This window comes from Marinobacterium sp. xm-g-59 (genome assembly GCF_013283315.1).
GTDB lineage: Bacteria > Pseudomonadota > Gammaproteobacteria > Pseudomonadales > Balneatricaceae > Marinobacterium_E.
On the sequence record NZ_WBYR01000004.1, the window covers coordinates 1 to 24,649 of the forward strand.

Annotated in this window: 29 protein-coding genes and 4 tRNA genes; 20 read left to right on the forward strand and 13 right to left on the reverse strand. The window is 48.4% G+C overall.

The features are described from left to right. Nucleotides 1–192: 192 nt before the first annotated feature. From XMG59_RS05855 to XMG59_RS05870, 4 genes are all read right to left on the reverse strand, one after another. A complete protein-coding gene (locus XMG59_RS05855; RefSeq protein WP_173498378.1) occupies nucleotides 193–615 on the reverse strand; it encodes a DsrE family protein in 423 nt (140 codons plus the stop codon). A 67-nt stretch (nucleotides 616–682) separates the two neighbouring features. After that, nucleotides 683–1,294 (reverse strand): OmpA family protein, encoded by a 612-nt coding sequence (locus tag XMG59_RS05860; RefSeq protein ID WP_173498379.1) that lies wholly within the window; start codon nucleotides 1,292–1,294, stop codon nucleotides 683–685. A gap of 108 nt (nucleotides 1,295–1,402) precedes the next feature. Next, complete coding sequence (locus tag XMG59_RS05865) at nucleotides 1,403–1,702, reverse strand: YciI family protein (protein WP_173481402.1); 300 nt, start codon at nucleotides 1,700–1,702, stop codon at nucleotides 1,403–1,405. 8 nt (nucleotides 1,703–1,710) lie between these two features. Continuing rightward, a complete protein-coding gene (locus XMG59_RS05870) occupies nucleotides 1,711–2,262 on the reverse strand; it encodes a septation protein A (RefSeq protein ID WP_173481401.1) in 552 nt (183 codons plus the stop codon). A gap of 54 nt (nucleotides 2,263–2,316) precedes the next feature. On the opposite strand from XMG59_RS05870, the gene XMG59_RS05875 reads away from it, so the two are divergent. Both XMG59_RS05875 and XMG59_RS05880 read left to right on the forward strand, forming a co-directional pair. Next, the gene (locus XMG59_RS05875; protein WP_173498380.1) at nucleotides 2,317–3,165 is read left to right on the forward strand and encodes a PHP domain-containing protein; all 849 of its coding nucleotides are present in this window, start codon (nucleotides 2,317–2,319) and stop codon (nucleotides 3,163–3,165) included. A 15-nt stretch (nucleotides 3,166–3,180) separates the two neighbouring features. After that, on the forward strand, nucleotides 3,181–3,798 hold the full coding sequence (locus XMG59_RS05880; protein ID WP_173494822.1) for an L-threonylcarbamoyladenylate synthase: 618 nt from the start codon (nucleotides 3,181–3,183) through the stop codon (nucleotides 3,796–3,798). Here the strand turns inward: XMG59_RS05880 and XMG59_RS05885 are convergent. Beyond that, on the reverse strand, nucleotides 3,795–4,823 hold the full coding sequence (locus XMG59_RS05885) for a Gfo/Idh/MocA family oxidoreductase (protein WP_173494823.1): 1,029 nt from the start codon (nucleotides 4,821–4,823) through the stop codon (nucleotides 3,795–3,797). The genes XMG59_RS05880 and XMG59_RS05885 overlap by 4 nt on opposite strands. Nucleotides 4,824–4,927: 104 nt before the next feature. Here XMG59_RS05885 and rmuC point away from each other — a divergent pair, with 104 nt between their 5' ends. Further along, on the forward strand, nucleotides 4,928–6,367 hold the full coding sequence (rmuC, locus tag XMG59_RS05890; RefSeq protein ID WP_254447071.1) for a DNA recombination protein RmuC: 1,440 nt from the start codon (nucleotides 4,928–4,930) through the stop codon (nucleotides 6,365–6,367). On the opposite strand, the gene XMG59_RS05895 is transcribed toward rmuC, so the two are convergent. Then, nucleotides 6,349–7,227, reverse strand: coding sequence for a LysR family transcriptional regulator (locus tag XMG59_RS05895; protein ID WP_173484606.1), 879 nt, complete (start codon nucleotides 7,225–7,227; stop codon nucleotides 6,349–6,351). The genes rmuC and XMG59_RS05895 overlap by 19 nt on opposite strands. Before the next feature lie 114 nt (nucleotides 7,228–7,341). On the opposite strand from XMG59_RS05895, the gene XMG59_RS05900 reads away from it, so the two are divergent. The 6 genes from XMG59_RS05900 to XMG59_RS05925 all read left to right on the forward strand — a co-directional run bounded on the left by XMG59_RS05900 (nucleotide 7,342) and on the right by XMG59_RS05925 (nucleotide 9,284). Next, on the forward strand, nucleotides 7,342–7,929 hold the full coding sequence (locus tag XMG59_RS05900) for an FMN-dependent NADH-azoreductase (protein WP_173481395.1): 588 nt from the start codon (nucleotides 7,342–7,344) through the stop codon (nucleotides 7,927–7,929). A gap of 33 nt (nucleotides 7,930–7,962) precedes the next feature. Further along, nucleotides 7,963–8,805 carry a pirin family protein gene (locus XMG59_RS05905; protein ID WP_173481394.1) on the forward strand — a complete coding sequence of 281 codons (843 nt, stop codon included), beginning with the start codon at nucleotides 7,963–7,965 and terminating at the stop codon, nucleotides 8,803–8,805. A gap of 151 nt (nucleotides 8,806–8,956) precedes the next feature. Continuing rightward, nucleotides 8,957–9,032: transfer RNA gene (locus XMG59_RS05910), tRNA-Glu, on the forward strand. A gap of 3 nt (nucleotides 9,033–9,035) precedes the next feature. Beyond that, nucleotides 9,036–9,111 (forward strand) — tRNA-Gly (locus XMG59_RS05915). A 16-nt stretch (nucleotides 9,112–9,127) separates the two neighbouring features. Continuing rightward, nucleotides 9,128–9,203, forward strand: a tRNA-Glu gene (locus tag XMG59_RS05920). A 5-nt stretch (nucleotides 9,204–9,208) separates the two neighbouring features. After that, nucleotides 9,209–9,284, forward strand: a tRNA-Gly gene (locus tag XMG59_RS05925). An 11-nt stretch (nucleotides 9,285–9,295) separates the two neighbouring features. Here the strand turns inward: XMG59_RS05925 and XMG59_RS05930 are convergent. After that, the gene (locus XMG59_RS05930) at nucleotides 9,296–9,709 is read right to left on the reverse strand and encodes a PA2817 family protein (protein ID WP_173481393.1); all 414 of its coding nucleotides are present in this window, start codon (nucleotides 9,707–9,709) and stop codon (nucleotides 9,296–9,298) included. 82 nt (nucleotides 9,710–9,791) lie between these two features. On the opposite strand from XMG59_RS05930, the gene XMG59_RS05935 reads away from it, so the two are divergent. The 6 genes from XMG59_RS05935 to XMG59_RS05960 are packed head-to-tail and all read left to right on the forward strand — an operon-like array spanning nucleotide 9,792 to nucleotide 15,534. Beyond that, complete coding sequence (locus tag XMG59_RS05935) at nucleotides 9,792–10,715, forward strand: ABC transporter ATP-binding protein (RefSeq protein ID WP_173481392.1); 924 nt, start codon at nucleotides 9,792–9,794, stop codon at nucleotides 10,713–10,715. Beyond that, entirely contained in the window at nucleotides 10,715–11,488 is a 774-nt protein-coding gene (locus XMG59_RS05940; protein WP_173483389.1) for an ABC transporter permease, read from the forward strand. The genes XMG59_RS05935 and XMG59_RS05940 overlap by 1 nt, the downstream gene beginning before the upstream one ends. Then, entirely contained in the window at nucleotides 11,488–12,312 is an 825-nt protein-coding gene (gene queF / locus XMG59_RS05945; protein ID WP_173498381.1) for an NADPH-dependent 7-cyano-7-deazaguanine reductase QueF, read from the forward strand. Before XMG59_RS05940 ends, queF begins: the two co-directional genes overlap by 1 nt. A gap of 11 nt (nucleotides 12,313–12,323) precedes the next feature. Beyond that, nucleotides 12,324–12,884 (forward strand): nitroreductase family protein, encoded by a 561-nt coding sequence (locus tag XMG59_RS05950; protein ID WP_173481389.1) that lies wholly within the window; start codon nucleotides 12,324–12,326, stop codon nucleotides 12,882–12,884. Then, complete coding sequence (locus XMG59_RS05955; RefSeq protein ID WP_173481388.1) at nucleotides 12,877–13,317, forward strand: YiiD C-terminal domain-containing protein; 441 nt, start codon at nucleotides 12,877–12,879, stop codon at nucleotides 13,315–13,317. Before XMG59_RS05950 ends, XMG59_RS05955 begins: the two co-directional genes overlap by 8 nt. A 9-nt stretch (nucleotides 13,318–13,326) precedes the next feature. Beyond that, complete coding sequence (locus tag XMG59_RS05960; protein WP_173481387.1) at nucleotides 13,327–15,534, forward strand: heavy metal translocating P-type ATPase; 2,208 nt, start codon at nucleotides 13,327–13,329, stop codon at nucleotides 15,532–15,534. Here the strand turns inward: XMG59_RS05960 and XMG59_RS05965 are convergent. Beyond that, nucleotides 15,531–16,085, reverse strand: coding sequence for a peptidylprolyl isomerase (locus XMG59_RS05965; RefSeq protein ID WP_173481386.1), 555 nt, complete (start codon nucleotides 16,083–16,085; stop codon nucleotides 15,531–15,533). The two genes, XMG59_RS05960 and XMG59_RS05965, sit on opposite strands and share 4 nt — an antisense overlap. A 100-nt stretch (nucleotides 16,086–16,185) precedes the next feature. Between XMG59_RS05965 and XMG59_RS05970 the strand changes: the two genes are divergently transcribed. Genes XMG59_RS05970 through XMG59_RS05980 form a run of 3 tightly spaced genes read left to right on the forward strand, consistent with a single transcriptional unit; the run spans nucleotide 16,186 to nucleotide 18,057 of the window. Continuing rightward, nucleotides 16,186–16,899, forward strand: coding sequence for a DUF6134 family protein (locus XMG59_RS05970; RefSeq protein ID WP_173481385.1), 714 nt, complete (start codon nucleotides 16,186–16,188; stop codon nucleotides 16,897–16,899). 1 nt (nucleotide 16,900) lies between these two features. Beyond that, nucleotides 16,901–17,635 (forward strand): SDR family NAD(P)-dependent oxidoreductase, encoded by a 735-nt coding sequence (locus XMG59_RS05975; RefSeq protein ID WP_173481384.1) that lies wholly within the window; start codon nucleotides 16,901–16,903, stop codon nucleotides 17,633–17,635. Then, complete coding sequence (locus XMG59_RS05980) at nucleotides 17,632–18,057, forward strand: nuclear transport factor 2 family protein (protein ID WP_173481383.1); 426 nt, start codon at nucleotides 17,632–17,634, stop codon at nucleotides 18,055–18,057. Before XMG59_RS05975 ends, XMG59_RS05980 begins: the two co-directional genes overlap by 4 nt. On the opposite strand, the gene XMG59_RS05985 is transcribed toward XMG59_RS05980, so the two are convergent. The 5 genes from XMG59_RS05985 to XMG59_RS06005 are packed head-to-tail and all read right to left on the reverse strand — an operon-like array spanning nucleotide 18,029 to nucleotide 23,233. Next, nucleotides 18,029–18,553: a DUF3833 domain-containing protein gene (locus XMG59_RS05985; RefSeq protein WP_371743736.1), complete on the reverse strand. Its 525-nt coding sequence runs from the start codon at nucleotides 18,551–18,553 to the stop codon at nucleotides 18,029–18,031. The genes XMG59_RS05980 and XMG59_RS05985 overlap by 29 nt on opposite strands. A 23-nt stretch (nucleotides 18,554–18,576) precedes the next feature. Beyond that, entirely contained in the window at nucleotides 18,577–19,887 is a 1,311-nt protein-coding gene (locus XMG59_RS05990) for an MFS transporter (RefSeq protein ID WP_173498382.1), read from the reverse strand. Beyond that, nucleotides 19,859–21,094, reverse strand: a complete 1,236-nt coding sequence (locus tag XMG59_RS05995; protein ID WP_173481381.1) for a cyclopropane-fatty-acyl-phospholipid synthase family protein — start codon at nucleotides 21,092–21,094, stop codon at nucleotides 19,859–19,861. Before XMG59_RS05995 ends, XMG59_RS05990 begins: the two co-directional genes overlap by 29 nt. Next, nucleotides 21,081–21,875: a DUF1365 domain-containing protein gene (locus XMG59_RS06000; protein ID WP_173481380.1), complete on the reverse strand. Its 795-nt coding sequence runs from the start codon at nucleotides 21,873–21,875 to the stop codon at nucleotides 21,081–21,083. The genes XMG59_RS05995 and XMG59_RS06000 overlap by 14 nt, the downstream gene beginning before the upstream one ends. Then, a complete protein-coding gene (locus tag XMG59_RS06005; protein ID WP_173488732.1) occupies nucleotides 21,875–23,233 on the reverse strand; it encodes an NAD(P)/FAD-dependent oxidoreductase in 1,359 nt (452 codons plus the stop codon). Before XMG59_RS06005 ends, XMG59_RS06000 begins: the two co-directional genes overlap by 1 nt. 162 nt (nucleotides 23,234–23,395) lie before the next feature. On the opposite strand from XMG59_RS06005, the gene XMG59_RS06010 reads away from it, so the two are divergent. Both XMG59_RS06010 and XMG59_RS06015 read left to right on the forward strand, forming a co-directional pair. Beyond that, complete coding sequence (locus XMG59_RS06010; RefSeq protein WP_173488731.1) at nucleotides 23,396–24,001, forward strand: sigma-70 family RNA polymerase sigma factor; 606 nt, start codon at nucleotides 23,396–23,398, stop codon at nucleotides 23,999–24,001. After that, nucleotides 23,998–24,648, forward strand: coding sequence for a ChrR family anti-sigma-E factor (locus XMG59_RS06015; protein ID WP_173488730.1), 651 nt, complete (start codon nucleotides 23,998–24,000; stop codon nucleotides 24,646–24,648). The genes XMG59_RS06010 and XMG59_RS06015 overlap by 4 nt, the downstream gene beginning before the upstream one ends. Nucleotide 24,649: the final 1 nt, after the last annotated feature.

The following is a 24,649-nucleotide window of genomic DNA, read 5'->3' on the forward strand; positions in this document are numbered from 1 at the left end:
TTCAACTGCGTTAACAACCTGCAATTTAAAGCCCAATGTGTAATCGCGTTGGGTACGCTTGCGCCTTGGTGTTATTGCCTTTTCCATAATAGGTCCTCAATGTGTAAACCTATTTCAGGACGGGACACTGCTCATAAAAAAGCCGCTCATACTTGAAGCGGCTTTTTTGTATCTAAAGGCTTGTATTGGCATCTAGGGTCTAACGTAGATATAACCCTGTTGCTGCAGTCGGACGATTTCAGGGAGTCCGGCTTTGACAACGTCCTCTTCACTGACATCGTAAAGTGCGTCGTAGCCAATTTGGTATCCGGTCAGTGAGTTTCCACAAATGACAAACTCAGTGCCCATAAACTTCAGCGTATCGATGGCGCCCTGTTTAGCGGTATCGTCAACTGCCGACATAAAGTATTCGATCGCCTCTCCATGGATAACCGCTTTGATCTCGACACTGTCCTCACCCAATTCATTAATATGATTTGAGATGTTGCTGAAGGTGTGTCCAATGCGTGATTCATCCCCATAGTTGATGTGATACACCACCTTTTGCGGCTCATAGTCACTAGCCATTACTAGGGGGCTGGATAAAAGAGCAAACAGAGTGAAAGTCTTAAACATCTTCAGATACCTTAAATACAAAAAAGCCGGCTACGCGCCGGCTCTTGAAGCGTGTGTAACTCTTAGATTACATCTGCTTCTCAGTTTTTTCACCTGCTACTTCGATGTCGACACGGCGGTCTGGACGAAGACAGGCGATTAGTTGAGCGCCTTTGCCAGTACAGTTCGCTACCGGAGCTGTTTCACCTTTAGCATCCACTCGTAGTTTCCAATCTGTAACGCCAGCGCCTTTAAGCTCTGATGCAACAGCGGTAGCACGATCAAGAGAGAGCTTCTGGTTGTAAGCGTCTGAACCGATGCGGTCTGCGTAGCCTACTAGCTTAACGCTCTCAACGTATGAAAGTGATTTAATAAAATCAATTACACTACTAAGCGAGCCCACTTTGGTGCTGTTGAAGTCAAAGTAGACAGCAAATTTACGTTTAGCTTCGACTTCGACCATTTTTGGTTCTGCTGGTTTTGCCATCTCCTCTTCAACAGTCGGAGCTGCTGTGCCGCCACACTCAGCTGGCACAAAGTTAGCAGACCAGTTGGGAGTCTTAATACATTCACCAGCAGGTGTTTTAACAATGTAACCTTCGGTTTCATGAGTAACATAGCCTGGGAAGTCGCCATGAGCCATTGCTGAACCGCTAGCAATAGCTAGTAACATACTTGTAGCGAGTGCGATCTTTTTCATTATCTAATTCCTATCTTGTTCGACCTGTTGTTAAGTCTTAATGCCTATATTAACTGGGCGAGTCTTAACCCTAATTTAACTATAGACCAAGATTTGAAAAAATGTGATTTAAGGTAAAACTTTTTTGTACGGCTTTACTTTAACCTCTGCGTAGACATCAGCGGCGACGTAGGGATCCGCATCTGCCCAAGATTTTGCATCTTCCAGAGAGGCAAATTCAGCGATCACTAGGCTGCCTGTGAACCCTGCTTCACCCGGATCTTCAGAATCGATCGCAGGGTGGGGGCCTGCAACCAGAAGTCGACCTTCAGCACTTAATGCTTTAAGTCTCTCTAAGTGCTCAGGGCGAGCAGCCAATCGGCGATCCAGTGAATTAGGTTTATCTTCAGAGATAATAGCGTAGTACATAAACACCTCTATTTTTCGGTGGGTGCTTCAGGCTCTTTTGCATGTTTTGCAATATAGAGGCCCTGAAGAATGATGAAAAGGATGGTTAAACCGAGCATACCGAAGAGTTTGAAATCGACCCAGATCTCTTCACTGAAGTTGTAGGCAACGTAGAGATTGACAATGCCGACTGCAACAAAGAAAACGACCCAAGCAAGATTCAAACGTGACCATACCGCTTTGGGTAACTCCATGCTTGAGCCCATCAGACGCTCAACGACGGTCTTGTCACCAATGAACTGAGTGGCTAAAAAGCCTACCGCAAATAGCCAGTTAACGATGGTCGGCTTCCACTGGATGAACGCTTTGTCTTGAAAGGCGAGTGTTGCACCACCCAGTAGAACCACTAAGACCAGTGTCACAAGCTGCATTTTCTCGATCTTGCCTTGAACTTTCCAAGAGTAGAGCATCTGCAAAAGCGTTGCCGGTATTAGAACAGCGGTCGCCAACAAAATGTCATTGGTGAACTTATAGACCGCAAAAAAGACGATAACTGGAAGAAAATCGAGTAGTATCTTCATAAAGAACCTCTGAAAAATTTGCCACAGTATAAAAGCTCAAACGCAAAGTTAAAAATGATGATTCCAGCAATTGGTCAATTTGATCTTCATATGCACAGTAATGTTTCCGATGGCACCTTAAGTCCAACGGAGTTAGTGCAGCGCATCTCCAAAACCGATGTGAAGGTCATGGCATTGACGGATCACGATACCTTAGGTGGATTGGCTGAAGCGAAAGTGGAAGCAGATCGCCACGGCATCCAGTTTATAAACGGTGTTGAGTTGACCTGTGACTGGCGTGGTCGTGTTATTCATCTGGTGGGACTTGGCTTTGACTCTAGTTCCGACAAGTTTGAATCCTATATGGATCACTTGATTCAGCTCAGGTACCAGCGTGCAGAGAAGATTGCAGAGCGATTAGAGAAGCGTGGTGTTGCTCGAGGTCTGTTTGATCTCGCTAAAAAGTATGCAGGAGAGGGTCAAATTGGTCGCCCCCACTTTGCCCAGGCGCTATTAGAGCTGGGTAAAGTCGAGTCAATGCAAGAGGCCTTTGATAAATACTTAGGTCAAGGTTGTGCGGGCGATGTTAAAGCGGAATGGCCAGCCATCGAGCAGAGTATTGCTCTGATTAAAGAGGCCGGCGGTGTGGCGATTCTTGCTCACCCCACTAAGTACAAGATGACCTTTACTAAGCTTCGTGAACTGATGTCTGACATGCTTTCAGCGGGGGCTGATGGGTTAGAGGTGAGCTATCCTGGAGTGACACCGGGTCATCAGCATGAACTGATTAAGTTGGCTGATCGAGCAAATTGTTGGGTCTCTGCAGGCAGTGACTTCCACTCCCCCGATCAACGTTGGACGGCCTTAGGTCGTTATCCCCATTTTGATGCACAACGAGTCATCGTTGAGCAGTTATGTGCTTAACGGCACGGAGTTACTATGAGCCAGTTCTTCTCGATTCACCCCGATAACCCGCAAGCGAGACTGGTGTCGCAGGCCGTTGAGATTCTGAATAAGGGCGGAGTGATTATCTACCCGACGGATTCAGGTTATGCACTAGGCTGTCACCTTGGTGATAAGAACGCCATGGAGCGTATCCAGCGTATTCGCAGGCTCGATGATAAGCATAACTTCACGCTGGTCTGTCGTGACCTCTCAGAGATTGGAACCTACGCAAAGTTAGGTAACAGTATGTTCCGCTTTATTAAGTCACATACTCCTGGTGCTTATACCTTCATTCTCAACGCGACGACGGAAGTTCCTAGACGCTTAATGCACCCTAAGCGCCGTACCATAGGGATTCGCATACCGGATAATAAAATTGCCATGGCCATCGCAGAAACTTTGGGTGAACCTATCATGAGTACGACTCTGATCATGCCTGATGAAGAGATGCCCCTGACCGATCCTTATGACATTCGCGACTTGCTAGAGCATGCGGTTGATCTCGTTATTGATGGCGGCTACTGTGGTATGGATCCAACGACGGTGCTAAACCTGACAAATGACGAAGTTGTTATTGTGCGTGAAGGTGCAGGACCTACCGATACATTCTAAATGAGCTCGATACTCTTCTGTTCCTGTGAGGATAGAAATCCCGCTTCAATAATGGCGATTTGATCGACAACAGATTCCAAAGGTACGGGGTTGTCTGCAACACCCTCTATAAAGCCTTTAACCTGCTCAAAAAACTGGGCGTAATTGCCTAGCTCTGTTGTGACCCTCTCATCGCCTTGTTCGTTATGCAGTCTGCCAAAGTTAGCAAACTCCTCTGCGGCCCAACTTGGCGTAGAGAATGCTTTGCCGTTAATGAGTTGAGCCTCTTGGGGATCCATAGCATATTTCACAAATCGACCTTGGGTTCCCTGAACATCGAATCTTAGAGGGCGGCCAAAGCAGAAGGGTGAGCTGTGCAGTTTAACGACTGTGTTTGAGTAGTGAAGCAGTACATCAAAATAGTCATCAACAGAAGCTCCCTCCCTTAACGTCCTGATATCCGCGGTGACGGCTGAGGGTTTACCAAAGAGTTGCAAGGCTTGGTCAACAAGGTGAGGCCCAAGATCAAACCAGATGCCCGCTCCCTCACCGGGAAGTTCGCGCCAGCGAGTTTTAGGGATTGGCCTGGCACGATCAAAGTGCGACTCAAAACGTCTGATTTCACCCAATCGACCTGACCTAAGTAGCTTTTTAAGGGTGAGAAAGTCACCATCCCAGCGTCTGTTTTGAAAGATGCTGACCGAGCCCGATGATTCCTTCTCTAAACGAATTAACTCGTTCAACTGTGAACTCGATGTGCAGGCGGGCTTGTCGAGGATAACCCGCTTTCCGGCTTTAAGCAGAGCCTGAGTGATCTCAAAATGGGAATCGTTTGGAGTGGTGACAATGTAGAGTTCCGCACTGCTCGATTCGAGCATCTCTTGATAGTGGCGATAGGCGATCATCTCAGGCCAGTACTGTTTGGCCTCGGTTGCATTAGATCCGCTAGCTGCAATCAGTTCATAGCCATCAAGTGTTCTTAAAAAAGGCTCGTGAAAGGTTTTAGCTGCAAATCCATAGCCAATGATGGCGGTTTTTATCGTCATTAAATGCTCTATTTCTTAACTCGGGGCTTGGGTCCACTTATTGAAACAGGTTAATCTGTGTCCTTAATTTGAACAAGCTGTTTGATCGGTTTTAGGAGTGGGTTTTGGAGTTGTTAGTCGCGTTAGGTTTCAGTGTTGTTGTCATAGTTGTGGGTTATCTATGGCACCGCTCATCCCTTGCCCATAGACTTTCAGAGGTGGCTCAACAGCAAGTGCAGCTTGAATCTAAGTTGGCGGTGGTCGAGTCTCAACTGACCTCTAAAGAGTCCCTGATTGCAGAAAAGGAGTCCCGTCTATCTGAGTTAAAAGGCGAGTTGGAGGTTGAGAGGCAGCAGTCGGCTCAGTTACGAAACCAGCTAATGCAGTTGGGTGAAGAGAAAGCGCGTCGTGACACTGAACTTGAGCAGAAAGAGGTGCATTTCGCTCAGCAGATCAAACAGCTGGAAGAGAGTCGTACCCTTTTAAAAAGGGAGTTCGAAGCGCTGGCGCAAGAGATTCTTGAAGCGAAAGGGAAAAGCTTTCAGGAGCAGAGCCAGCAGCGTTTGGACGCTCTGTTAAAACCGATGACGTCTGAGATGAAAGGGTTCAAAGAGCGCATCGAGAAGATACACCAGTTTGATAACGAGCAGCGCTCCAAGCTGACGACGGAACTGCAGCAGCTAAAAGATCTCAATGCGAAAATTACTACGGAAGCTGAGCGACTCAGTTCCGCGCTTCAGGGTCAGAAGAAGATGCAGGGTAACTGGGGTGAGCTGATGCTCGAAAATGTCCTCGATTCCAGTGGATTGCGCCGAGGTAAAGACTACAAGCGTGAAGTGAGCATCAATACTGAAGAGGGGAGACAGCGCCCTGATGTTGTGGTCTATCTTCCACAGAACAAGCATTTGATTATTGATGCCAAAACCTCACTATCTGCTTACACACGCTACGTAAATGCGGAAGATCCCCATGAGCGGGCTCAGGCGCTCAAAGAGCATGCTGAAGCGATGCAAGCTCGCATTAAAGAGCTATCCGACAAAAGCTATTTCAAGCTCAATGGGCTCAACTCACCAGAGGTGGTTGTGATGTTTGTGCCGATTGAATCGGCCTATGTTGAAGCGCTCAAATACAATGAGACGCTATTCCAAGAGGCGATTGAAAAGCAGGTACTGGTGGCAACACCAACGACGCTATTAACGGCTTTGAATATTGTGCGTCAGCTGTGGCGCTTTGAAGATCAATCAAAACACAGTGCTCAGCTGGCCGACCGTGCAGAAAAAGTCTATAGCAAACTCAGCTCTTTCCTTATGAGTATGCAAGATGTTGGACGTAAGCTCGACAGTGCGCGCACCAGTTACGATAAAGCCTTGGGTCAGCTCTACTCAGGTAAGGGGAACCTCATCAAACAGGCGGCTGAGTTTAAAGAGTTGGGTGTCTCTGTTCAAAAAGAGCTACCGGCTGATTTGGTTGAAAAAGCTTCGCTTGAATTAGATGCTCCCTATACAGAAAGCACATCAGACGTATCTGACCCAGCAAGGATCGAGTCTCAACAAAACTCTGACTGAGCCTCGGTGATCAGCTGTGCTAACGCTTTTACTCCTGGAGTAGATGTCTCGCCATGCGTCAGTATTAGGTGGAGCTCCGCAAAGCGCTCGTTGCCTTCTGCTAAATTGAGGGGTTTTAACGCTCCGCTGGCGAGGTGGTTTGCAATCAGCGCTTCGGCGTACCAGGCGAACCCCATACCCTTAATAGCAGCCTCAATAGAGAGATCGGGCGAATCGAGCGTCCAACGCTGATTGGCCCCGAGCCACCCCGCATCAATATTACGAACGCCTGTGTCTCTCACGACGAGTTGTCGGTGCTCTTGAAGCATTTCGAGGGTAATGGGTGTCTCAATTTGATGCAGTGGGTGAGAGGGGGCAGCGGCCGCTACAAACCTAAATCGTCCTAAACTCTGACCGACAAAGCCTGGTGGCACTCGACCACCGATGACGATATCGGCATTCCTCTCAAGCAGGGCTTGCTCAGAACCGCTAAGAACTGAGCGTTGATAGTCAATCTTGGTCTGCGGTTGCAGTGTTGAAAAACGTTCTAGCGCTTCGAGAATGATACTGTTCGGGTAAATTGCCTCAATACGAAGCTTGATACGAGCCTCTGCGCCCAATGCAAACTGACTGGCGAGAGTCTCAATGCGGGTTGCTCGTGCGATCAGCTCACGGGCATGAACCACTAGCTGTTCACCCTCTGTGGTCAAGACCGCACGCCGACCTTGAGTGGTGGAAAGTTGTACGCCGGTACTCTGCTCAATCTGTTTGATGGCATAACTAAGCGTTGATTGACTTTTATTGATCGCTTCGGCCGCTTTCGCAAAGCTTTCGTTATCAGCCACGGCAATAAGAGCCTGCCACTGTTCTAAAGATATCACTCAATACCCATCTAAATTATCGATTGAATTAAACTAATTTTTGCTATTTATCATCGAAATTATAGATGAGATTATGATTTCAACAAATAAGTTATTGATTAAGAGGATATTGAAATGGCAACTCTACTTCATATTAAAACATCTCTATTTGGCGACAATGGTCAGTCAGCGCAACTGGCGAAAAGCTTTGTTGATAAATGGCTGGATGAAAACAGTGATGGCGTGGTCATCGAGCGTGATCTAGCTAGTGATCCTGTACCTCATTTGGATGCTTACCGAGTAACAGCATTGAATAGTCCGGCTGAAGAGCGTGACGCTGAACAGAGTGCTATCGTTGAGTTTGCTGACGCACTGCTTGCTGAAGTTAAATCGGCTGATACGATTGTTATCGGTTTGCCAATGTACAATTTCAATATTCCAAGTCAGCTTAAATCCTGGTTTGATCACCTGGCTCGTGCTGGGGTGACGTTCCATTACACAGAACAAGGCCCAGTAGGTCTAATCGAAGATAAACCCGTATACCTAGTTGCAACTCGTGGTGGTCTTTACGCAGAGCAGGGTCAGGATTTCCAGGTTGATTTTGTAAAACAGTTCCTAGGCTTTATTGGGCTTAAAGATACTCGTCTTGTTTTGGCTGAAGGGCTCGCGATGGATACGCATCGAGATCAGTCACTAGAACAGGCTCGAGCAGCGTTTGTGTAAACGGCTGAAACGACAATAAAAAGGAGAATCGTTATGAACCGAGTGATTAAGCGTCGAGTGCCCGGCGTCGACAGTATGGATGGTGCTGGGGTTCGGATTCGTCGCAGTGTAGGCAAAAGCCAATTCGCACGCATCGATCCATTTCTGATGTTGGATTGCTTCTCGTCAGACGATCCTGATGACTACATTGCCGGTTTTCCTGCCCATCCGCACCGTGGTTTTGAGACAGTCACCTACATGCTCGATGGCTTAATGAAACATCGTGACCATATGGGTAATGAGGGGATCCTGCGTCCAGGGAGTGTGCAGTGGATGACAGCGGGGCGCGGTGTGATTCATGAAGAGATGCCTCAGCAAGAGAACGGCTTAATGCGCGGATTCCAGTTATGGGTCAATCTACCTGCAAGCGAGAAGATGAAGCCGGCGGCTTATCAAAATATTGAACCCGAGGAGATCACCGAGATTCAACTACCTAATGCCTTCATTCGATTGGTGGCGGGTTCGTTTGAGTTTGATGGCCAGCACTACACAGGGCCAGTGTCAGGGATCAGTCGTCAGCCCATTTTTATGGAGGTTCGTTTATCACCGAATGCCGAGCTTGAACTGCCTGTCGCTGAGAACCTGTCAGGTTTTGTCTATCTATTCGAAGGGACGGGTTATCTTGCTGATGATAAGCTAGAGATCCATGAGGCAGCCGAGTTGTCCGACGGTGATGCGATTCAACTGACAGCGGGTGCAGAGGGGGCGAGACTGATGTTGATTGCGGGTGAAGCGATCGGTGAGCCAATTGCACAGTATGGTCCGTTTGTCATGAATACAACGGATGAGATAGAGCAGGCGATTGCCGATTATCGTGCCAACCGTTTGACAGGTTAGAGGTTTTAACGGGGAGGGTGCCTAGAATTTAATCAGTTGACTCAAATATTCGAGGAAAATTGTAATTTTTTCGAAATGAGGGGTTGACGGCTAATAGGGTGCTCCGTATTATTTGCGCCTCCTCACAGAGGAACGCAATACATTAAGTGTTGTCCCATTCGTCTAGTGGCCTAGGACACCGCCCTTTCACGGCGGTAACAGGGGTTCGAACCCCCTATGGGACGCCATCCGCGGGAATAGCTCAGTTGGTAGAGCGCAACCTTGCCAAGGTTGAGGTCGCGAGTTCGAGCCTCGTTTCCCGCTCCAATGTATTGTCTACGACGTCCCATTCGTCTAGTGGCCTAGGACACCGCCCTTTCACGGCGGTAACAGGGGTTCGAACCCCCTATGGGACGCCATTTTTGCGGGAATAGCTCAGTTGGTAGAGCGCAACCTTGCCAAGGTTGAGGTCGCGAGTTCGAGCCTCGTTTCCCGCTCCAATCTCCTCTTCTTAATGTCTCTTATCGTCTAACGGCGTAATCATCATATTTCGTAGCTGAAGATAGTCGATTGTTGCATCTTGTGACTCTTGCTCGAATCGTGCTTCGTCGAGTGCTTGGTACTGTGCAATCTCCTCATCGCCCAGATAGTGAATACAATCACCGCCAAATAGCCAGAGTAAATCGCGAGATAGCAGGGGTAGGTGTTGTGGGAATGCTCCCACGATTCGCGTCATTAGGGTCTGGCCCAGTTCAAACGCGTCCGCTGAGTGCTCTTCGTAGGCAGCGATTGTCTGTTCAAACAGCGCAAGCAGCTCATCGGACTCCGTTGTTAAGGTTTCGTCACTGTTGAAAGGTGGCTGCTTTATAAGGTTGTTATAGCCAAGCTTCAGTAGATTTAGATGAAATTGATGAAAATCGGTCAACGGATAGTCCCTGTTTGTCTGTATAATTTGCGTTTAACTATGAATACGTTACTGAGTTAATTTTCTCAAAGGTTAGCACTGAATGGAACTTGCTCTTCAAATTCGTGGGTTGGAAAAAACCTACGGGAATGGCTTTAAAGCGCTTAAAGGGATCGATCTGGATGTAAAGCAGGGCGATTTTTTCGCTCTGCTAGGTCCCAATGGGGCGGGTAAATCGACCACATTGGGTATCGTCACATCCTTGGTCAATAAAACGGATGGTAGTGTGTCAGTCTTTGGCCACAATATTGATTCTGACCTGACCCAAGCAAAGCTCTGCATGGGCATTGTCCCTCAGGAGTTTAACTTCAACTTCTTTGAGAAAGTTGAAGACATCGTTGTGACTCAAGCGGGTTACTACGGGATCCCCTCCTCTATTGCCAAAGAGCGTGCAGAGCACTACCTAAAAGCCTTGGGTTTATGGGATAAACGTGACAATCGAGCACGCCAACTCTCAGGTGGTATGAAACGTCGTCTGATGATTGCTCGTGCGTTGGTTCATAACCCTAAATTGCTGATTCTGGATGAGCCGACTGCAGGCGTGGATATTGAGCTACGTCGATCGATGTGGGAGTTTCTTACCAAGATCAACGAAGAGGGCACGACGATCATCCTGACGACTCACTACCTTGAAGAGGCTGAGTCACTCTGTCGCAATATCGCGATCATCGATCAGGGTGAAATTATTCAAAATAGTTCAATGAAATCGTTGTTGGCTAAACTGAATAACGAGACCTTTATTCTAGATCTTGATCGAGATCTTAAGAGTCTCCCCGATCTCGATGGCTTGGAAGCGCGTTTAGTCGATGAGCATACCCTGGAAGTCGATCTGCCTAAGGGGCATGGTCTCAACAGCGTATTCGCGCAGTTAACAGCGCAAAACATCGCCGTGCTTAGTATGCGTAATAAAGCCAACCGTCTTGAAGAGTTGTTTGTCGAACTGGTTGAACACAAGGGGGCTAAATAATGAACGGAAATCTTCTTTGGGTTGCCTTCTCAACAATCGTAGTGAAAGAGGTTCGACGCTTTACTCGAATTTGGGTTCAGACACTGATTCCGCCTGCGATCACCATGACGCTCTACTTTATTATCTTCGGGAATCTGGTTGGCTCTCGGATCGGTGAGATGGATGGATTCGACTACATGCAGTTCATCGTGCCGGGTCTGATTATGATGTCGGTGATTACCAACTCTTACGGAAACGTCGTCTCGTCATTTTTCGGTACTAAATTTCAACGTCACATTGAAGAGCTGCTCGTCGCACCGGTGCCTAACTGGGTGATTTTGGCCGGTTACGTCATCGGTGGTGTTGCTCGTGGTTTAGCCGTTGGATTCATCGTCACTCTATTGTCGCTGTTCTTCACTGATCTGACGTTAGCGCACCCCTTTGTAACGCTCAGCATTCTGTTTTTGACTGCTGTCGTCTTCTCATTGGGTGGCTTCATCAATGCGATCTACGCGAATTCGTTCGATGATATTGCGGTGGTGCCAACCTTTATTCTGACGCCTCTAACCTATTTAGGTGGCGTGTTTTACTCAATCTCACTGTTGCCTGAGTTTTGGCAGGGGGTCTCTCAGCTCAACCCCATTCTCTACATGGTGAATACATTCCGTTATGGAATCTTGGGCGTTAGTGATATTGACGTCACCTTTGCGTTTGGCATGATCATTCTGTTTATTGCAGTGTTAGGTGGCTTTGCGCTGCACCTTCTAAACACAGGTAAGGGGATTCGAAGCTAATGAACGAACCAGAAAAGGTCCTCCACTCACCCCTAGGTAAAGAGACGGTCTACGCCAATCAGTACGATCCCTCACTGCTTTACCCCATAGAGCGAGATATCAATTGGCAAGCGCGCGGCGTTGATCGCTCCACCTTGCCCTTTTTTGGGGAAGATATCTGGAACAGTTATGAGATCAGTTGGTTGAACGCTAAGGGCAAACCGATTGTTGCACTGGCTCAGTTTCATATCCCAGCAACGTCGACGCATATCGTCGAGTCTAAGTCATTTAAGCTCTACCTAAACTCCTACAATCTGAGTCGCTTTGACTCTGCTGATGAGGTGGCTGCTCAGATGGCTAAAGATCTATCAGACGCGGCGGGCGGTCAGGTTCGGGTGACGTTGACCTCTCCTCAAGATGCGGTGCAGATTGAATCCTTTGACGGTCGTTGCATTGATGATCTTGATATCACGGTGGCTCACTACGAACCAGCTCCTGAGCTACTATCAAGTCAAGGTGAAAACGTCACCGAGACACTGATTTCTCACCTGCTTAAATCCAACTGTCCAGTGACAGGTCAGCCCGATTGGGCGAGCGTTCAAATCAGTTATCGTGGACCGAAAATAGATGAGGAGGGTCTGCTAGGCTATCTGATCTCCTACCGTGAACACGGCGATTTCCATGAGCAGTGTGTAGAGACGATCTTTATGGATATTTTAGAGCGTTGTCAGCCCGAAGAGTTGACGGTTTATGCGCGTTACGTGCGCCGAGGCGGTCTGGATATCAACCCTTACCGTAGTACGCTCGATACTTTGCCAAAAAATCCACGATTAAGCCGACAATAAGGAGCCCTGTGATGGATGCGATTGAACTGTTAACCCAGCGTACCTCTTGTGGCATGTTGGAAGCGCCTGCGCCTACAGCAAAGCAGCTGGAGCTGATGTTTCAGGCCGCATCGCGAGCGCCCGATCACGGTCTGCTTCGACCTTACCGCTTCCTAACCATTCAAGGATCTGCGCTTGATCGTTTAGGCCAGCTCTACCTTGATGCATCCTTAGTTAAGAATCCTGATATTGAAGAGGCGCAACGAAATCGCCTACTGAATATGCCTCTTCGAGCACCGATGATCGTGGTCGCGATTGCGGTGATACAACAGCACCCTAAAGTGCCTGAGATTGAGCAGGTAATGACAGCCGCCTGTGCCGCGCAAGCTGTGGTTCAGGCAGCTTACGCACAAGGTGTCGGAGCTATGTGGCGTTCGGGTGATCTGATGTTTGATGCGAATGTGCAGAAGGGATTGGGTCTTAATGACAATGAAGAGATCGTCGGCTTCATCTATTTAGGTCAACCAATGCGAGATCGCCAAGCTCCAGAAATGGATCAGTCCCTATATGTTGCGGAGTGGACGGGTGAGTGATCAGGCGTTTCTTAGTTGGCTGCATCAGGCCATTCCATTAACGGCTGCTATGCAGATTGATGAGATCGATTACACTGGCAATCAACTTCAACTTAGTGCACCGCTAGAACCGAATCTGAACGATAAGGGAACGGGCTTTGCGGGTTCCATAGCCTCCATCGCGACACTGAGCGGTTGGTGTCTGCTGACCTTATGGCTCAGAGAGCGTGGCATTGATGCCGATGTTATGATTGCCAAAAGCGAACAGCGCTATTTAGCCCCTGTCACCGATCGCCTGAAAGCGGTTGCGACACTGCCAGATGACGCTGTCGTTGAGCAGTTCTGGCAGCGTTTTCAAGAGAAACAGCGTGCGCGGCTACCAATCAGCGTCGCCGTGGGTAATGAGCAGACAGTGTTTGAACTGCAGGGTGATTACGCCGCTATACAGCGATAGGAGTGTGTCATGACGATCCATCAATATGCTTTGTCAAAAGTCAGTTGTGCCGGCTGTGTTCGATCAATCGAAAAGGCCTTGAATGCTTCTGATGATATCTCTGATTTTGCGATCAACTTCGCCGATCGAACAGCTACTGTTGAGTCGAATCTTCCAACCACTGAGGTTGAACAACTGATCATCAATGCTGGCTACGGTGCCGCTCTTATAGAGAATGAAGAGGATCTTGCGGCTCGTGATCAACAGAATCAACAAGAGCTAAAACAGACCTTCACTCATGCCTGGGTTGCGATTGGCCTGGGTGCATTTTTGATGGTTCAGATGTTGGCAGGCCTCATGCCGCCGGTGGAGAGTTCAGAGGGTCTGGTGAATGGCCTAATCACGGCTACACTCTCCGCGATGGTGATGTTCCACTCAGGTGGCCATATTTTCCGAGGGGCGCTTCAGAGTTTTAAACGTCTCGATTTTAATATGGATACACTGATTGCCTTGGGCACCGGGGTAGCCTGGCTCTATTCAGCACTTCTGCTGATGTTCATTCAATGGATTCCAGAGTCGATCCCCACGCAAGCCAGACACCTCTACTTTGAAGCCTCAGTTATGATTATTGGCTTCATCCTGCTGGGTCAAGCCTTAGAGGCTAAGGGGCGAAATCAGACCGCAGAAGCCTTGCGTCACCTAATGAATTTACAACCGAAAACAGCGCTAAAAGTGATTGAAGGTGAAGCCAAAGAGGTCTCTATTCAACTCCTGCTGCCTGGTGATCTGGTCCGAGTCCTACCAGGACAGACGATACCGGTTGATGCCCTAGTGGTTGAAGGCAGTAGCTATGTTGACGAATCGATGCTGACCGGTGAGTCTGTTCCAGTTCAACGTCAGTTAGATGACCAAGTGACCGGAGGCACGCTCAATGGTGAGGGCGTTTTACTGGTTCGTGTGACCGAAGTAGGGCAGAAGACTCGCCTCGCTCAAATCCTATCGTCTGTCAGAGAGGCACAAAACAGCAAACCTGCACTGGGTAAGTTGGCGGATAAAATAGCCTCTATCTTTGTACCCGTCGTCATTCTTATTGCACTGCTTGTGTTTGCACTCTGGTGGTTTGTTGGTCCAGAACCGACTTGGTCTTATGCCACTCTAGCCAGCATGACCGTATTAATTGTGGCCTGCCCTTGTGCGTTGGGTCTGGCGACCCCAATGGCAGTGATGGTGGGTGTGGGTCGTGCTGCTAAAATGGGTGTGCTTATTCGAGAGGGCGATGCCCTGCAGCGATCACAAGACCTGACCTGTGTCGTCATGGATAAGACCGGCACATTGACTCAAGGCAAACCCTCACTGACTCATCAGCATGCTGCACCTGAGTATGCAGCAATCGCCAAAACGCTTGCTTCACACTCTGAGCATCCACTCTCTAAAGCCTTAAGTCATTCACTCGAGGGAGGCGCTTGCGAGGTTGATCAATTCAGATCGATCTCTGGTTCTGGTGTGGAAGCGGTCATTGACGATGAAACCTATCGTTTGGGTAGCGGGCAATGGATGGAAACCTTTGATATCGATTCATCCGATTTTGTCTGTGATGCAGAAGCGTGGAGTGAAGAGGGCGCCTCATTGGTCTGGTTGTTTAATAGCAGCCGAGTCTTAGCCCTGTTTGCTTTGAATGATGCCCTTCGTGATGATAGTCAATCTGCCGTCGAGCGTTTCAAAGTGATGGGTCTTCGATTAGTACTACTGTCGGGCGATCACTCAGTGGCGGCTGAAGCGATCGCCAAACAAGCAGGCATTAGTGAAGTCATTGCCGGTGTTCAGCCTGAGCAAAAACTGCAGACAATCGCCCAACTTCAGGCCGAGGGTGAGGTGGTTGCTATGGTTGGGGATGGTATTAATGACGCCCCAGCGCTGGCGCAAGCGGATGTTGGTTATGCAATGGGTGGTGGTACTGATGTGGCGTTAGCTTCTGCTGATGTAGCACTGATGCAGAACTCTTTGCATGCGGTAGCGGATGCGATTCAGTTGTCGCGATTAACGGTCAACAATATCAAACAGAATTTGTTCGGCGCATTTTTCTACAATGTCGCGGCGATTCCTGTTGCTGCGGGTATTCTATATCCCGTGTTTGGTCTTTTACTCAATCCGATGATCGCCGGCGCAGCGATGGCACTGTCGTCAGTGACGGTCGTTGCCAATGCGCGCAGGCTGAACCAAGTGAACCTATCGCGCTAATCGATACGTTCTAGGCTCAAAATTGTGATCGGCTCTCTTGGTACATTCCGGTAGTAACTGACATTGCCGGTTTGTACCGCGGAAATCTTATCGACGACCTCCATCCCTTCTATGACTTTGCCGAACACCGCATATCCAGGGCGATTGGTTCGTCCATCAAGACCTAAGTTATCAACTGTGTTGATATAGAACTGCGCTGTGGCGCTATCAGGTGCTTGGGTTCGGGCCATGGCAATGGAACCTCGAACATTGCTCAGCCCATTCATCGACTCATTCTTAATCGGGCTGCCCGTGTTTCTCTCACGCATCTCGGCATCCATACCACCGCCTTGAATCATGAAGCCTGGAATGACTCGGTGAAAAACCAAACCCTCATAATGATCTTTGTCGACATAGTTCAGAAAGTTTTCGGTAGAGATGGGGGCTTTCTCATCGTTGAGTTCAAATTTGATCTCTCCCATGCTGGTCTGCATCACTACCTTAGGACCAGCAAAAGCCAGCGGAGCGGTTAGAACAAGTGAAGCGATGAACAGATTGTTCTTGAAACGCATCGATTATCTCCAAGTCGTTTTATACTAATTCTTTAGTCTAAGACTACCCAATTTCTTGCCGGCTGAGAACCACTTTTCTCTCGGTGTCGTAATCCAGACTATGATGTTAATAATTAGACAGTCTGTTTTTGTGATGGGGCTTTTTTTAGCGCCTATCCTGAATGCCTCTCAATTGGTTGGTCAGGCCAAGCTCTACCCAGAAGTCATCACTTACGATGTCTATCGCAAAGGTGAGCCGGTCGGTCATTACACACTTCGTTTCAGTGATGTCACCCACGATCGTGTCGCCGCTGAGATCGAGATGGAGTTAACGGCGAAAGTCTTTGGCTTTTTCAACTATGAGTACCGATATCAGGCTAATGAGGTTTGGCAAAATGATCGACTCATGCAGCTCAACGTGAAAACGGTTAGCAACAAAAAAGAGTCATCGGTCACGGCCGTCCAAAAATCCGATGTTTTAGAGACAGTGGATAAAAAAGGGCGAGTGCATGCCTACCCAGCGGAGTTAATGACGACCCATCACTGGTATCGGCAGATTCTTGATCAGCGGCAGGTATTAAATAGTATCACCGGTAATATGGATGAGATTTCACCAGAGTCTGTGGGCTCTGCGCTCTTAGATGCCCGAGGTGAAACCGTACAATTGGATGGCTATCGCCTTGGCGGTGATCTGGATAGAACGGTCAGTTGGTACGATCGCGATGGGCGATGGCGAGCACTTGAGTTTAAAGCCAAGGATGGGTCTGATATTCAGGTGATATGGAACGGAGGTCAGCTGATTAAAGAGACCTCTCTGGCTCAGAATAGGGAGTAGCGTGGCTAGTCGAATTTGGATAATTGGAGGCAGTACCGGAATTGGCGCTGCGCTCGCTAAGGCTTACCTGGATGAGGGCTATCAAGTCCTAATCAGTGCTCGAAACGAAGAGCGCTTAATAACCTTTGCCGAGTCTATCGGCTGCCAATATATGCCTCTGGATGTGACAGATCGCGATTCCTGTATTAACGCTTGGGCCGAGATTTGCCAAGAGTGCATGCCCGATAAAGTCATCATCAGCTCGGGTACGCACCAAGAGATGCCAGCCACTGAATTTAATGCAGATAACTGTGAATCGCTAATGCAGGTGAACTATTTCGGGGCGGTCTACCTGCTGGAGGCGATACTTCCTACCTATCTTAAATCAGGTGGGCAAATTGGTGTCATCTCCTCTCTAGCAGGCTACCGAGGACTCCCTTATGCATCATCCTACGGTGCTTCTAAAGCTGCGCTGATCAATTTGTGCGAGTCCCTGAGAGTTGAGCTAGAGGATTCAAAGGTCGATATACGGTTGATCAATCCGGGCTTTGTTAAGACACCTCTCACAGACAAGAATCAATTTCAAATGCCCGCGTTGATATCGCCTGAGCAAGCCGCTGCGGAGATTGTGAAAGGGCTGAAAGGGCGTAGTTTTGAGATCCGCTTTCCTAAACTCTTTGCTGCTACACTTGCCTTGTTGCGGCACTTGCCCTACAAACTCTATTTCCCTCTGGTAAAACGAGTCACTAAACGATGAATCAAACATCGGTAAAACAATACGTTGAGCTTTTTGAGAACTTAACACCGGACAGTGTCACTCAGTTTGAATCACTGGTGACTCCAGATGTTCGATTCGCCGATCCGTTTAATGACGTTCGTGGCTTTTCGAAGATGTGTGAAATTCTGACCGATATGTTTGAACGCTCAGAGGATCCATCATTTACCGTCTTTGAATGGTGTGAACAGCCAGAGGCGGCTTATGTTCGGTGGGAGTTCCGTGCAAAGTTGCCTGTATTGGGGGTGTTTACAACAGAGGGGGTCAGTCGTCTCTCTATTAATGAGAGCGGATTGATTACTGAACATTTAGACTATTGGGATAGTGCACCCTTGTACATGAAACTACCCCTTCTAGGACGAATTCTGCGCTCGATCAAAGCGAAAATGGCGCTTCCTTCATAGCATCACCGCGCATAAAGCTTAGGGTGACGGTACCAATCGTGAACCCCCACTTTTTGACATAGGCTCTGTTGATCAGTACTCCGCCTTGTTGCAGCAACATCCAATCATCGAAGGTGACACGCCAGCTGCCATCGCCCACTTTTAAATCGATGTCATACTGCCAGTTCAATGCATTGCCCTGGCTGGTTCCGGTTGCTGAACCAATAACGTCATCTGCGCGGCCTTCATAACGACCTGGGTTGGATGATGTGATCTCCCAAATGCGCTGGTCGCGCTCGCCATCATCATAGAGAAACTGTTCATCTAAGGTGAGCGTTTGGCCATCCCAGTTACCATCAATCTCAACTTGAAATTGACGTCTGATGGTGCCAAAACGATCTTCGAAGATACCCCAAGCATAGACCTTGCCATTGAAGTACTCCTCAATCTTCAATGCTGGCTGCGATTGACTGATTTGATCGATCTGCATCTGTGAACACCCACTCAACATAACCATCAGTAAAACTGCTATCGCTTTTTTCAACGGATGGTCTCCAAACGCTTTTTAATTCTCTTATGTGTGTTGGCGCTCAACCTAAAGTCGCGAACCACTAACACGGCTATGACTTTAAATACGCTGGGGATAAGAGCGTAGATCAATGCGAGCGCTAAGGGTGTTTGACCCACCAGTTCAAGCAGACCAAAGGCGAGGGTGGCTGAAAGTGCCAGTGCCAGTTTTGTGATCATGTTCCACAGTGCAAAGAGCAAATTCGTTTGTGATTGTCCAAATCGCCAGTGATGATAATCGGCGACGTCAGCCTGAATCGCATGGGGTATCGCCAGATCAGCTCCCAGCATCGCACCTGTTAATAGACAGATAGGAACGAACAACCAAGCAGTGTCACTACCCAGCAGGCTGGCGGGTACAAATACGACGGCACTGATAAACATGCCGGCTCGCCATAGATCTATTCGGTCTAGGGTTCGCGTCAGCTTAATCCATACTGGGATTGAGATGATACAAGCGAGAAAGTAGATCGCAATGTAGAGTGTTCGGTCACTCTCTGGCAATAACAGAACCATTGTGATGTAGAGCGGAAACAGCGTCGCAGGAACGCCATTCGCTAAACCATTAAAAAACCAAGAGATTGCTAGTCTCTTGGCTAAGCGATTTCGTTGAATCGGCCGCCATTTGGAGGCTGGATCTGTTTGAGAATCCTCTTTTCTAGTTAAGGGTTTTAAACGAACCTTAGCCATCAATAGTGTCAGTGTGATGGCCCCCAGTAGCAGTGCAATCCAAACAACGGCTCTGAGTGCTTCGGTGCTTGAGTAACCAAGATAGACCATCAGTGCAGGTATGAGCGCGGAGAGCAGAAGGCCTATCAACCCCAAAAACTCCCTAAACGAAGCGATCGTTATGCGCTCTTGTGCATCGCTGCTTAGACGTACTAGCCAGCTTAGGTAGGGGATTTGAATCAGCGTCCAGCCAAAAAAGAGACCGATTAATCCCAGACTCAGCGAGATGGCAGTATAGGATTCAGCTGGGTAAATCAGCAGCAGTGCAGACGGGATACAAATCAACCCACCTGCGATGATGACCGATCTTTGAGTTGTGTCTGATAGTCGGTCGTTCAACCTCCCTATAAAGGGATCTACGAGGAGGTCTGACACTCTTGCAAAAAACAGAATCAGTGCAATCAGACCAAGCGATAAGCCCCAGTGTTCGTGGTACCAAGTGGGTAGGTTGATATAGAGCGCTAGAGTTGGAAGTGAGAGCGGAAGAGCCGGAAGGGCATAAAATCCTATCTGGCTCTTCGATAGCTTAGTGCTGTACTTTGTAGAGTCCGACATCAATCGAACCCTCTCTAAACCCACCCTCACAGTAAGCTAGATAGTAAACCCACATGCGTCTAAAGCGCTCATCGAACGCTTCGGTCGCCTTGATGCTTGGCCAAGCGTTTAAGAAGTTTCGGCGCCAAATCTCTAGGGTCTTGGCATAATCCAAACCAAACAACTTCTGTTCACAGAGTTTTAGATCCGCTAACAAGATTTCTCCCTCTAGCGCGGTAGGGCTTGGCAGCATGCCGCCAGGGAAAATGTAGCGCTGAATGAAGTCGGCAGAGCTGCGGTACTGTTCAAAACGATCATCGGCAATGCTAATAATCTGCAGGACCGCGCTTCCCCCTTTTTTAAGACGCTTTTTGAGTGTCTCGAAGTAGGTTGGCCAGTGCTCTTCGCCGACCGCTTCAAACATCTCTATTGAGACAATGTGATCGTATTCACCTTGGATGTCACGGTAATCGATAAGCTGTAGGTCCGCCTGATTGTTTAAACCTAAGCGACTCATTCGATCTTTGGCAAATGCGAGCTGCTCTTTTGATAGAGTGATTCCTGTTACCTTGGCGCCAAACTCTTTGGTCGCTACCTCAGCAAAACCACCCCAGCCACATCCGATCTCAAGCACATGCTCACCGGCCTTAAGATCTAACATCTGGCAAATGGTTCGGTACTTGTTGAGTTGTGCCTCTTCCAGTGTCTCATCACTCTCAAACAGAGCTGAGGAGTAGGTGAAGCTTGGGTCTAACCACTGAGCATAGAAGTCGTTGCCTAGGTCGTAGTGGTAAGCAATATTTTTGCGGCTGCCCTTTTTCGTATTCGCACGGCCTAAGTGGCTTAAACGATTGAATAAACGCAGAAGGGGGTGGCCCTTTAGGATGTCATTCACTAAGTTTTCGTTGGCTAGAGCCCAGCGAATAACGCTGACCTCATCGGGTGTTTGCCACTCGCCATCCATAAAGCTCTCTGCAAAGCCGATAGATCCACCTCGGACAAGACGACGCAAGGATTTAAAGCTATTAATCTTAATGATGGCGTGATGTTCATTATCTGTCTGCTGGCCAAAGTCATGAATCATGCCGTTGGGTAGCTCAAGAGTCAGTCGCCCTTTAATCTGTCCATCGAGTGTTTTGTGCAACAGATTCAATGCGCGACGGTTGAACCAACCGAGAGACGACAGCTGCTGGTTGGAAAGGGTCGTAGTGTATTCAGAAGGACGCATCAGAAACCCTCGTTTTATTATCGATTAAAACCACTTGATGAGTCGTACCTTTGACTCGTTTTTGAAGTGGTACGCGTTTAAGCCAGAGTTGGAGCGCTTCCCAATGAATGCCAGCAATCACTTTGAAGGTCATCAAAGGGTATTTAAACAGGACTTTTAGCAGTGTTCTGTTCGTCAGCTCAGTTCGTTTACCAGTAAAGGTGGCGTGCAGAAGGGACCCTTCTGAGTCGGACTGTCGAATGCAGACAGAGACTCGCTGATGGGGTGCCAGCATGCGAAACTGATAGGGCGCCTTCATAGGCATAAATGGAGAGACGTAAAAGCTCTTTTCACTGCTTTGACGAATCTGATCACTCTTACTGTTGGTTGGGATCAGGTAGCTGTGTCGTTCACCGAAGGTGTTGTTTACTTCGTAAAGAATGACACCAAGGTTGCCGTCACAGTCGTAACAGTAGAAGACACTGAGTGGATTAAAGACGTACCCAAACATTCTGGGGTAGCAGAGTAATTTGATACTGTGACCATACTCAGACAGCTCGTATTGCAGCAGCTGCTCTCTCACCTGTTCAGCGAGGTCTCGGTCGCTCCCTTCGCCATGATCACGGTTTTTAAAGCTAAATAGATTCCAACGCTCTTTTGAGAACAGAGTCAGATTAGCGTCGAGGCTATCTAGCTCATCAAGGTCAATCAACATTGAGGCAACTGAGTAGATGAAACGGTGACGCTTAGGCTTGAAGCGGTGATGCATCACCTTGCCTTCATAGAGCGCGGAGCTAAACATTAGGCTGCGCTCTCGGATGTTTGCGTTGTTCTAACGGGCTCTTGAACATGAATACGTCCATTGGGGTTGTCGACGGTCCAAGGTCGCAAAGCGCCTCCGAGCTGTTCCGCAACTGCGAGGCCTGATTGGATACCATCTTCGTGGAAACCATAGCCCATCCAAGCACCGCAGAACCAACTGCGTTGTTGACCTTGAATGGCCCAAATCTCCTTCTGTGCCTCAATGGAACGTTGATCAAACGCAGGGTGGTCGTATAGGAAACTGCCAAGAATCTTATCGGCTTTAGGTTCTTCGATAGGATTGAGTGTGACAAACACATCTTGTTTGGTTTGCAGAGGCTGCAGTGCGTTCATCCAATAGGTCACTGCAAGCTCACCTTCGCCTTGATCGCTTGAGGCCAGATAGTTCCAAGCTGACCAAGCACCTTTACGGACTGGCATCTGGTTAGTGTCAGTGTGTAACAGCGCACGATTGCGTTGGTAAGGAAAGGCGCTCAGAAGTCGCTGCTCTTCCGGTGTTGCGTCAGACAGCATCTCAAGGGTCTGATCAGCATGACATGCAAATACCACCTGGTCGAAGCGACGCTTCTGTCCGTGGTGATCGATCAGAGTAACTCCGTCAGCATCGCGTTCGACACGGTGTACGCGAGCATTCAAGATGACGCCATCACCCAGTTGCTCAGCGATTTTATTAACGTATTGGCGACTACCACCTATCACTGTACGCCACTGTGGGCGGTCCTTCACTTGAACGAGACCATGGTTCATGCAGAAACGCATAAAGGTCTCTGCAGGGTAGTCCAGCATCTTATCCATGGGCGTTGACCAGATTGCAGCGCTCATGGGCAGAAGGTGCTCATTAATGAAGGTTTGACTGTAACCCTCGCGCTCCAAAAGCTGTCCAAGCGTTAATTCGGCCAGACTAGGGTCGTTATGGAGTCGATCAGAATCTTTGTAAAAAGCTAAGATCTCACGAAGTAGACCCCAATGTTTAAAAGAGAGGAGGTTGCGGCGCTGTGTAAAAAAGCCGCCCAAGCCAGAGCCACTATACTCCACTTTGCCTTTCTCTAGTGAGACGCCGAAGGTCATATTGGTATCGGTAGTGTCTACTTCGAGATATTTGAAGAACTCGACCAGATTGGGATAGTTAACGGGGTTGAATACAATAAACCCTGTATCCACCGGAACGTTGCCTTCGGGAGTGTCGATCTCAACGGTATTTGAGTGGCCGCCAAGGCGATCATCTTTTTCAAAAAGTGAAACGTTATGGCGTTTACTTAAAAGCCAGGCGGCGGATAATCCGGAGATACCAGAACCGATAACTGCGATATTCAATGGTTTTAAAGGCCTTACATTCATTATTGAGTCCATGCAAAAACAAGCTTGAATTTCGTTACGAACAGTCTACCTTGATAGATCAAAAGATGTCGGTTATTTTCAAAAAAGTGGCCAACGGTCAATTTTTACTATTTACTGTTCAAAATGTGATCCATTTATAAACCCTCTAACGTAGTGAAAGCGATGACTGATAACAGATCCGAGGAAACTGATGTGACTGCAGCAGTGGCAATAGCGGAGCAAAAAAAGAAGAAGGAGCGGGATGCATGGTCAGACCTGCTCGCGTCGCTTTCTGAAACCCGCAGTAAAGCGGATTTCAGCCGCTTATACGAACATTTTGCACCCAGAGTGAAAGCGTACATTATCCGTTTTGGAATGCCGGTAGCGGCAGCCGAAGAGCTGACACAGGAATCGATGCTGGCCGTATGGCGTAAAGCGCACCTGTACACGCGCAGTAAAGCCAGTGCCAGTACCTGGATTTTCACATTGGCAAGAAACCAATGCATCGATCGCCTTCGCAGAGAGAAAGCGGTTGAATACGAGTTACCTGAAGAAGAGATCGATCCCGATCAACGTCATTACGGCGAGCATGCCGTTCTCGAAGAGAGAATGAGCGGAGCGATCGCCAAGTTGCCTGAAGCTCAGGCACAGGTTCTCTACCTCTCATATTATGAGGGTAAGAGTCATTCAGAAATTTCCGAGCAGTTAGGTATACCGCTCGGCAGCGTTAAATCGAGATTGAGATTGGCATTCAGCAAACTCAAAGCTCATTGGGGAGAAGAAGAGTGAAAATAAGTCATCATCTTGACGATGCTACCCTTATGGCACGTGCCGCCGGCGCGCTGTCTGATGGTATGACACTGTTGGTTGATAGTCATCTTCACTGGTGCAAGACCTGTCAAACTAAAGCTTGGGAAGCAGAGTGTATCGGCGGTGAGTTACTTGCTGACATCCAACCGCAAGCGATGAGCGAAGGCTCTTTAGACTCCATTTTGGGTATGCTCGATGGTAGCGAAGAGGTGGTTGCTGAACGAGCTGTTAAATTCAAAGGCAGTGCAGAAGTTCCAGAACCTCTGGCGCAAATTGTCGGATCTGACCTGGATGCCATTGAGTGGAAGCGTCTTGGCCCGGGTGTGCAACATTACGATTTTAATTTCCCTGGAGAGGGAGCGTGTCGTCTTCTTAGAATTCAGCCTGGCGTCTCTGTGCCGCACCATACCCACAAGGGTAATGAGCTGACGATGATCCTTCGTGGCTCGTACAGTGACGATGTGGGGCGTTTCTGTCAGGGCGATGTCGCAGATCTTGATGAAGAGATCAAACACCAGCCGATCGTTGATACCGGTTCTGAGTGCATCTGTCTGATCGCAACTGAAGCGCCACTTAAATTTACAGGTATTATGGGTCGTCTGGCTCAGCCATTCATTGGTCTGTAAT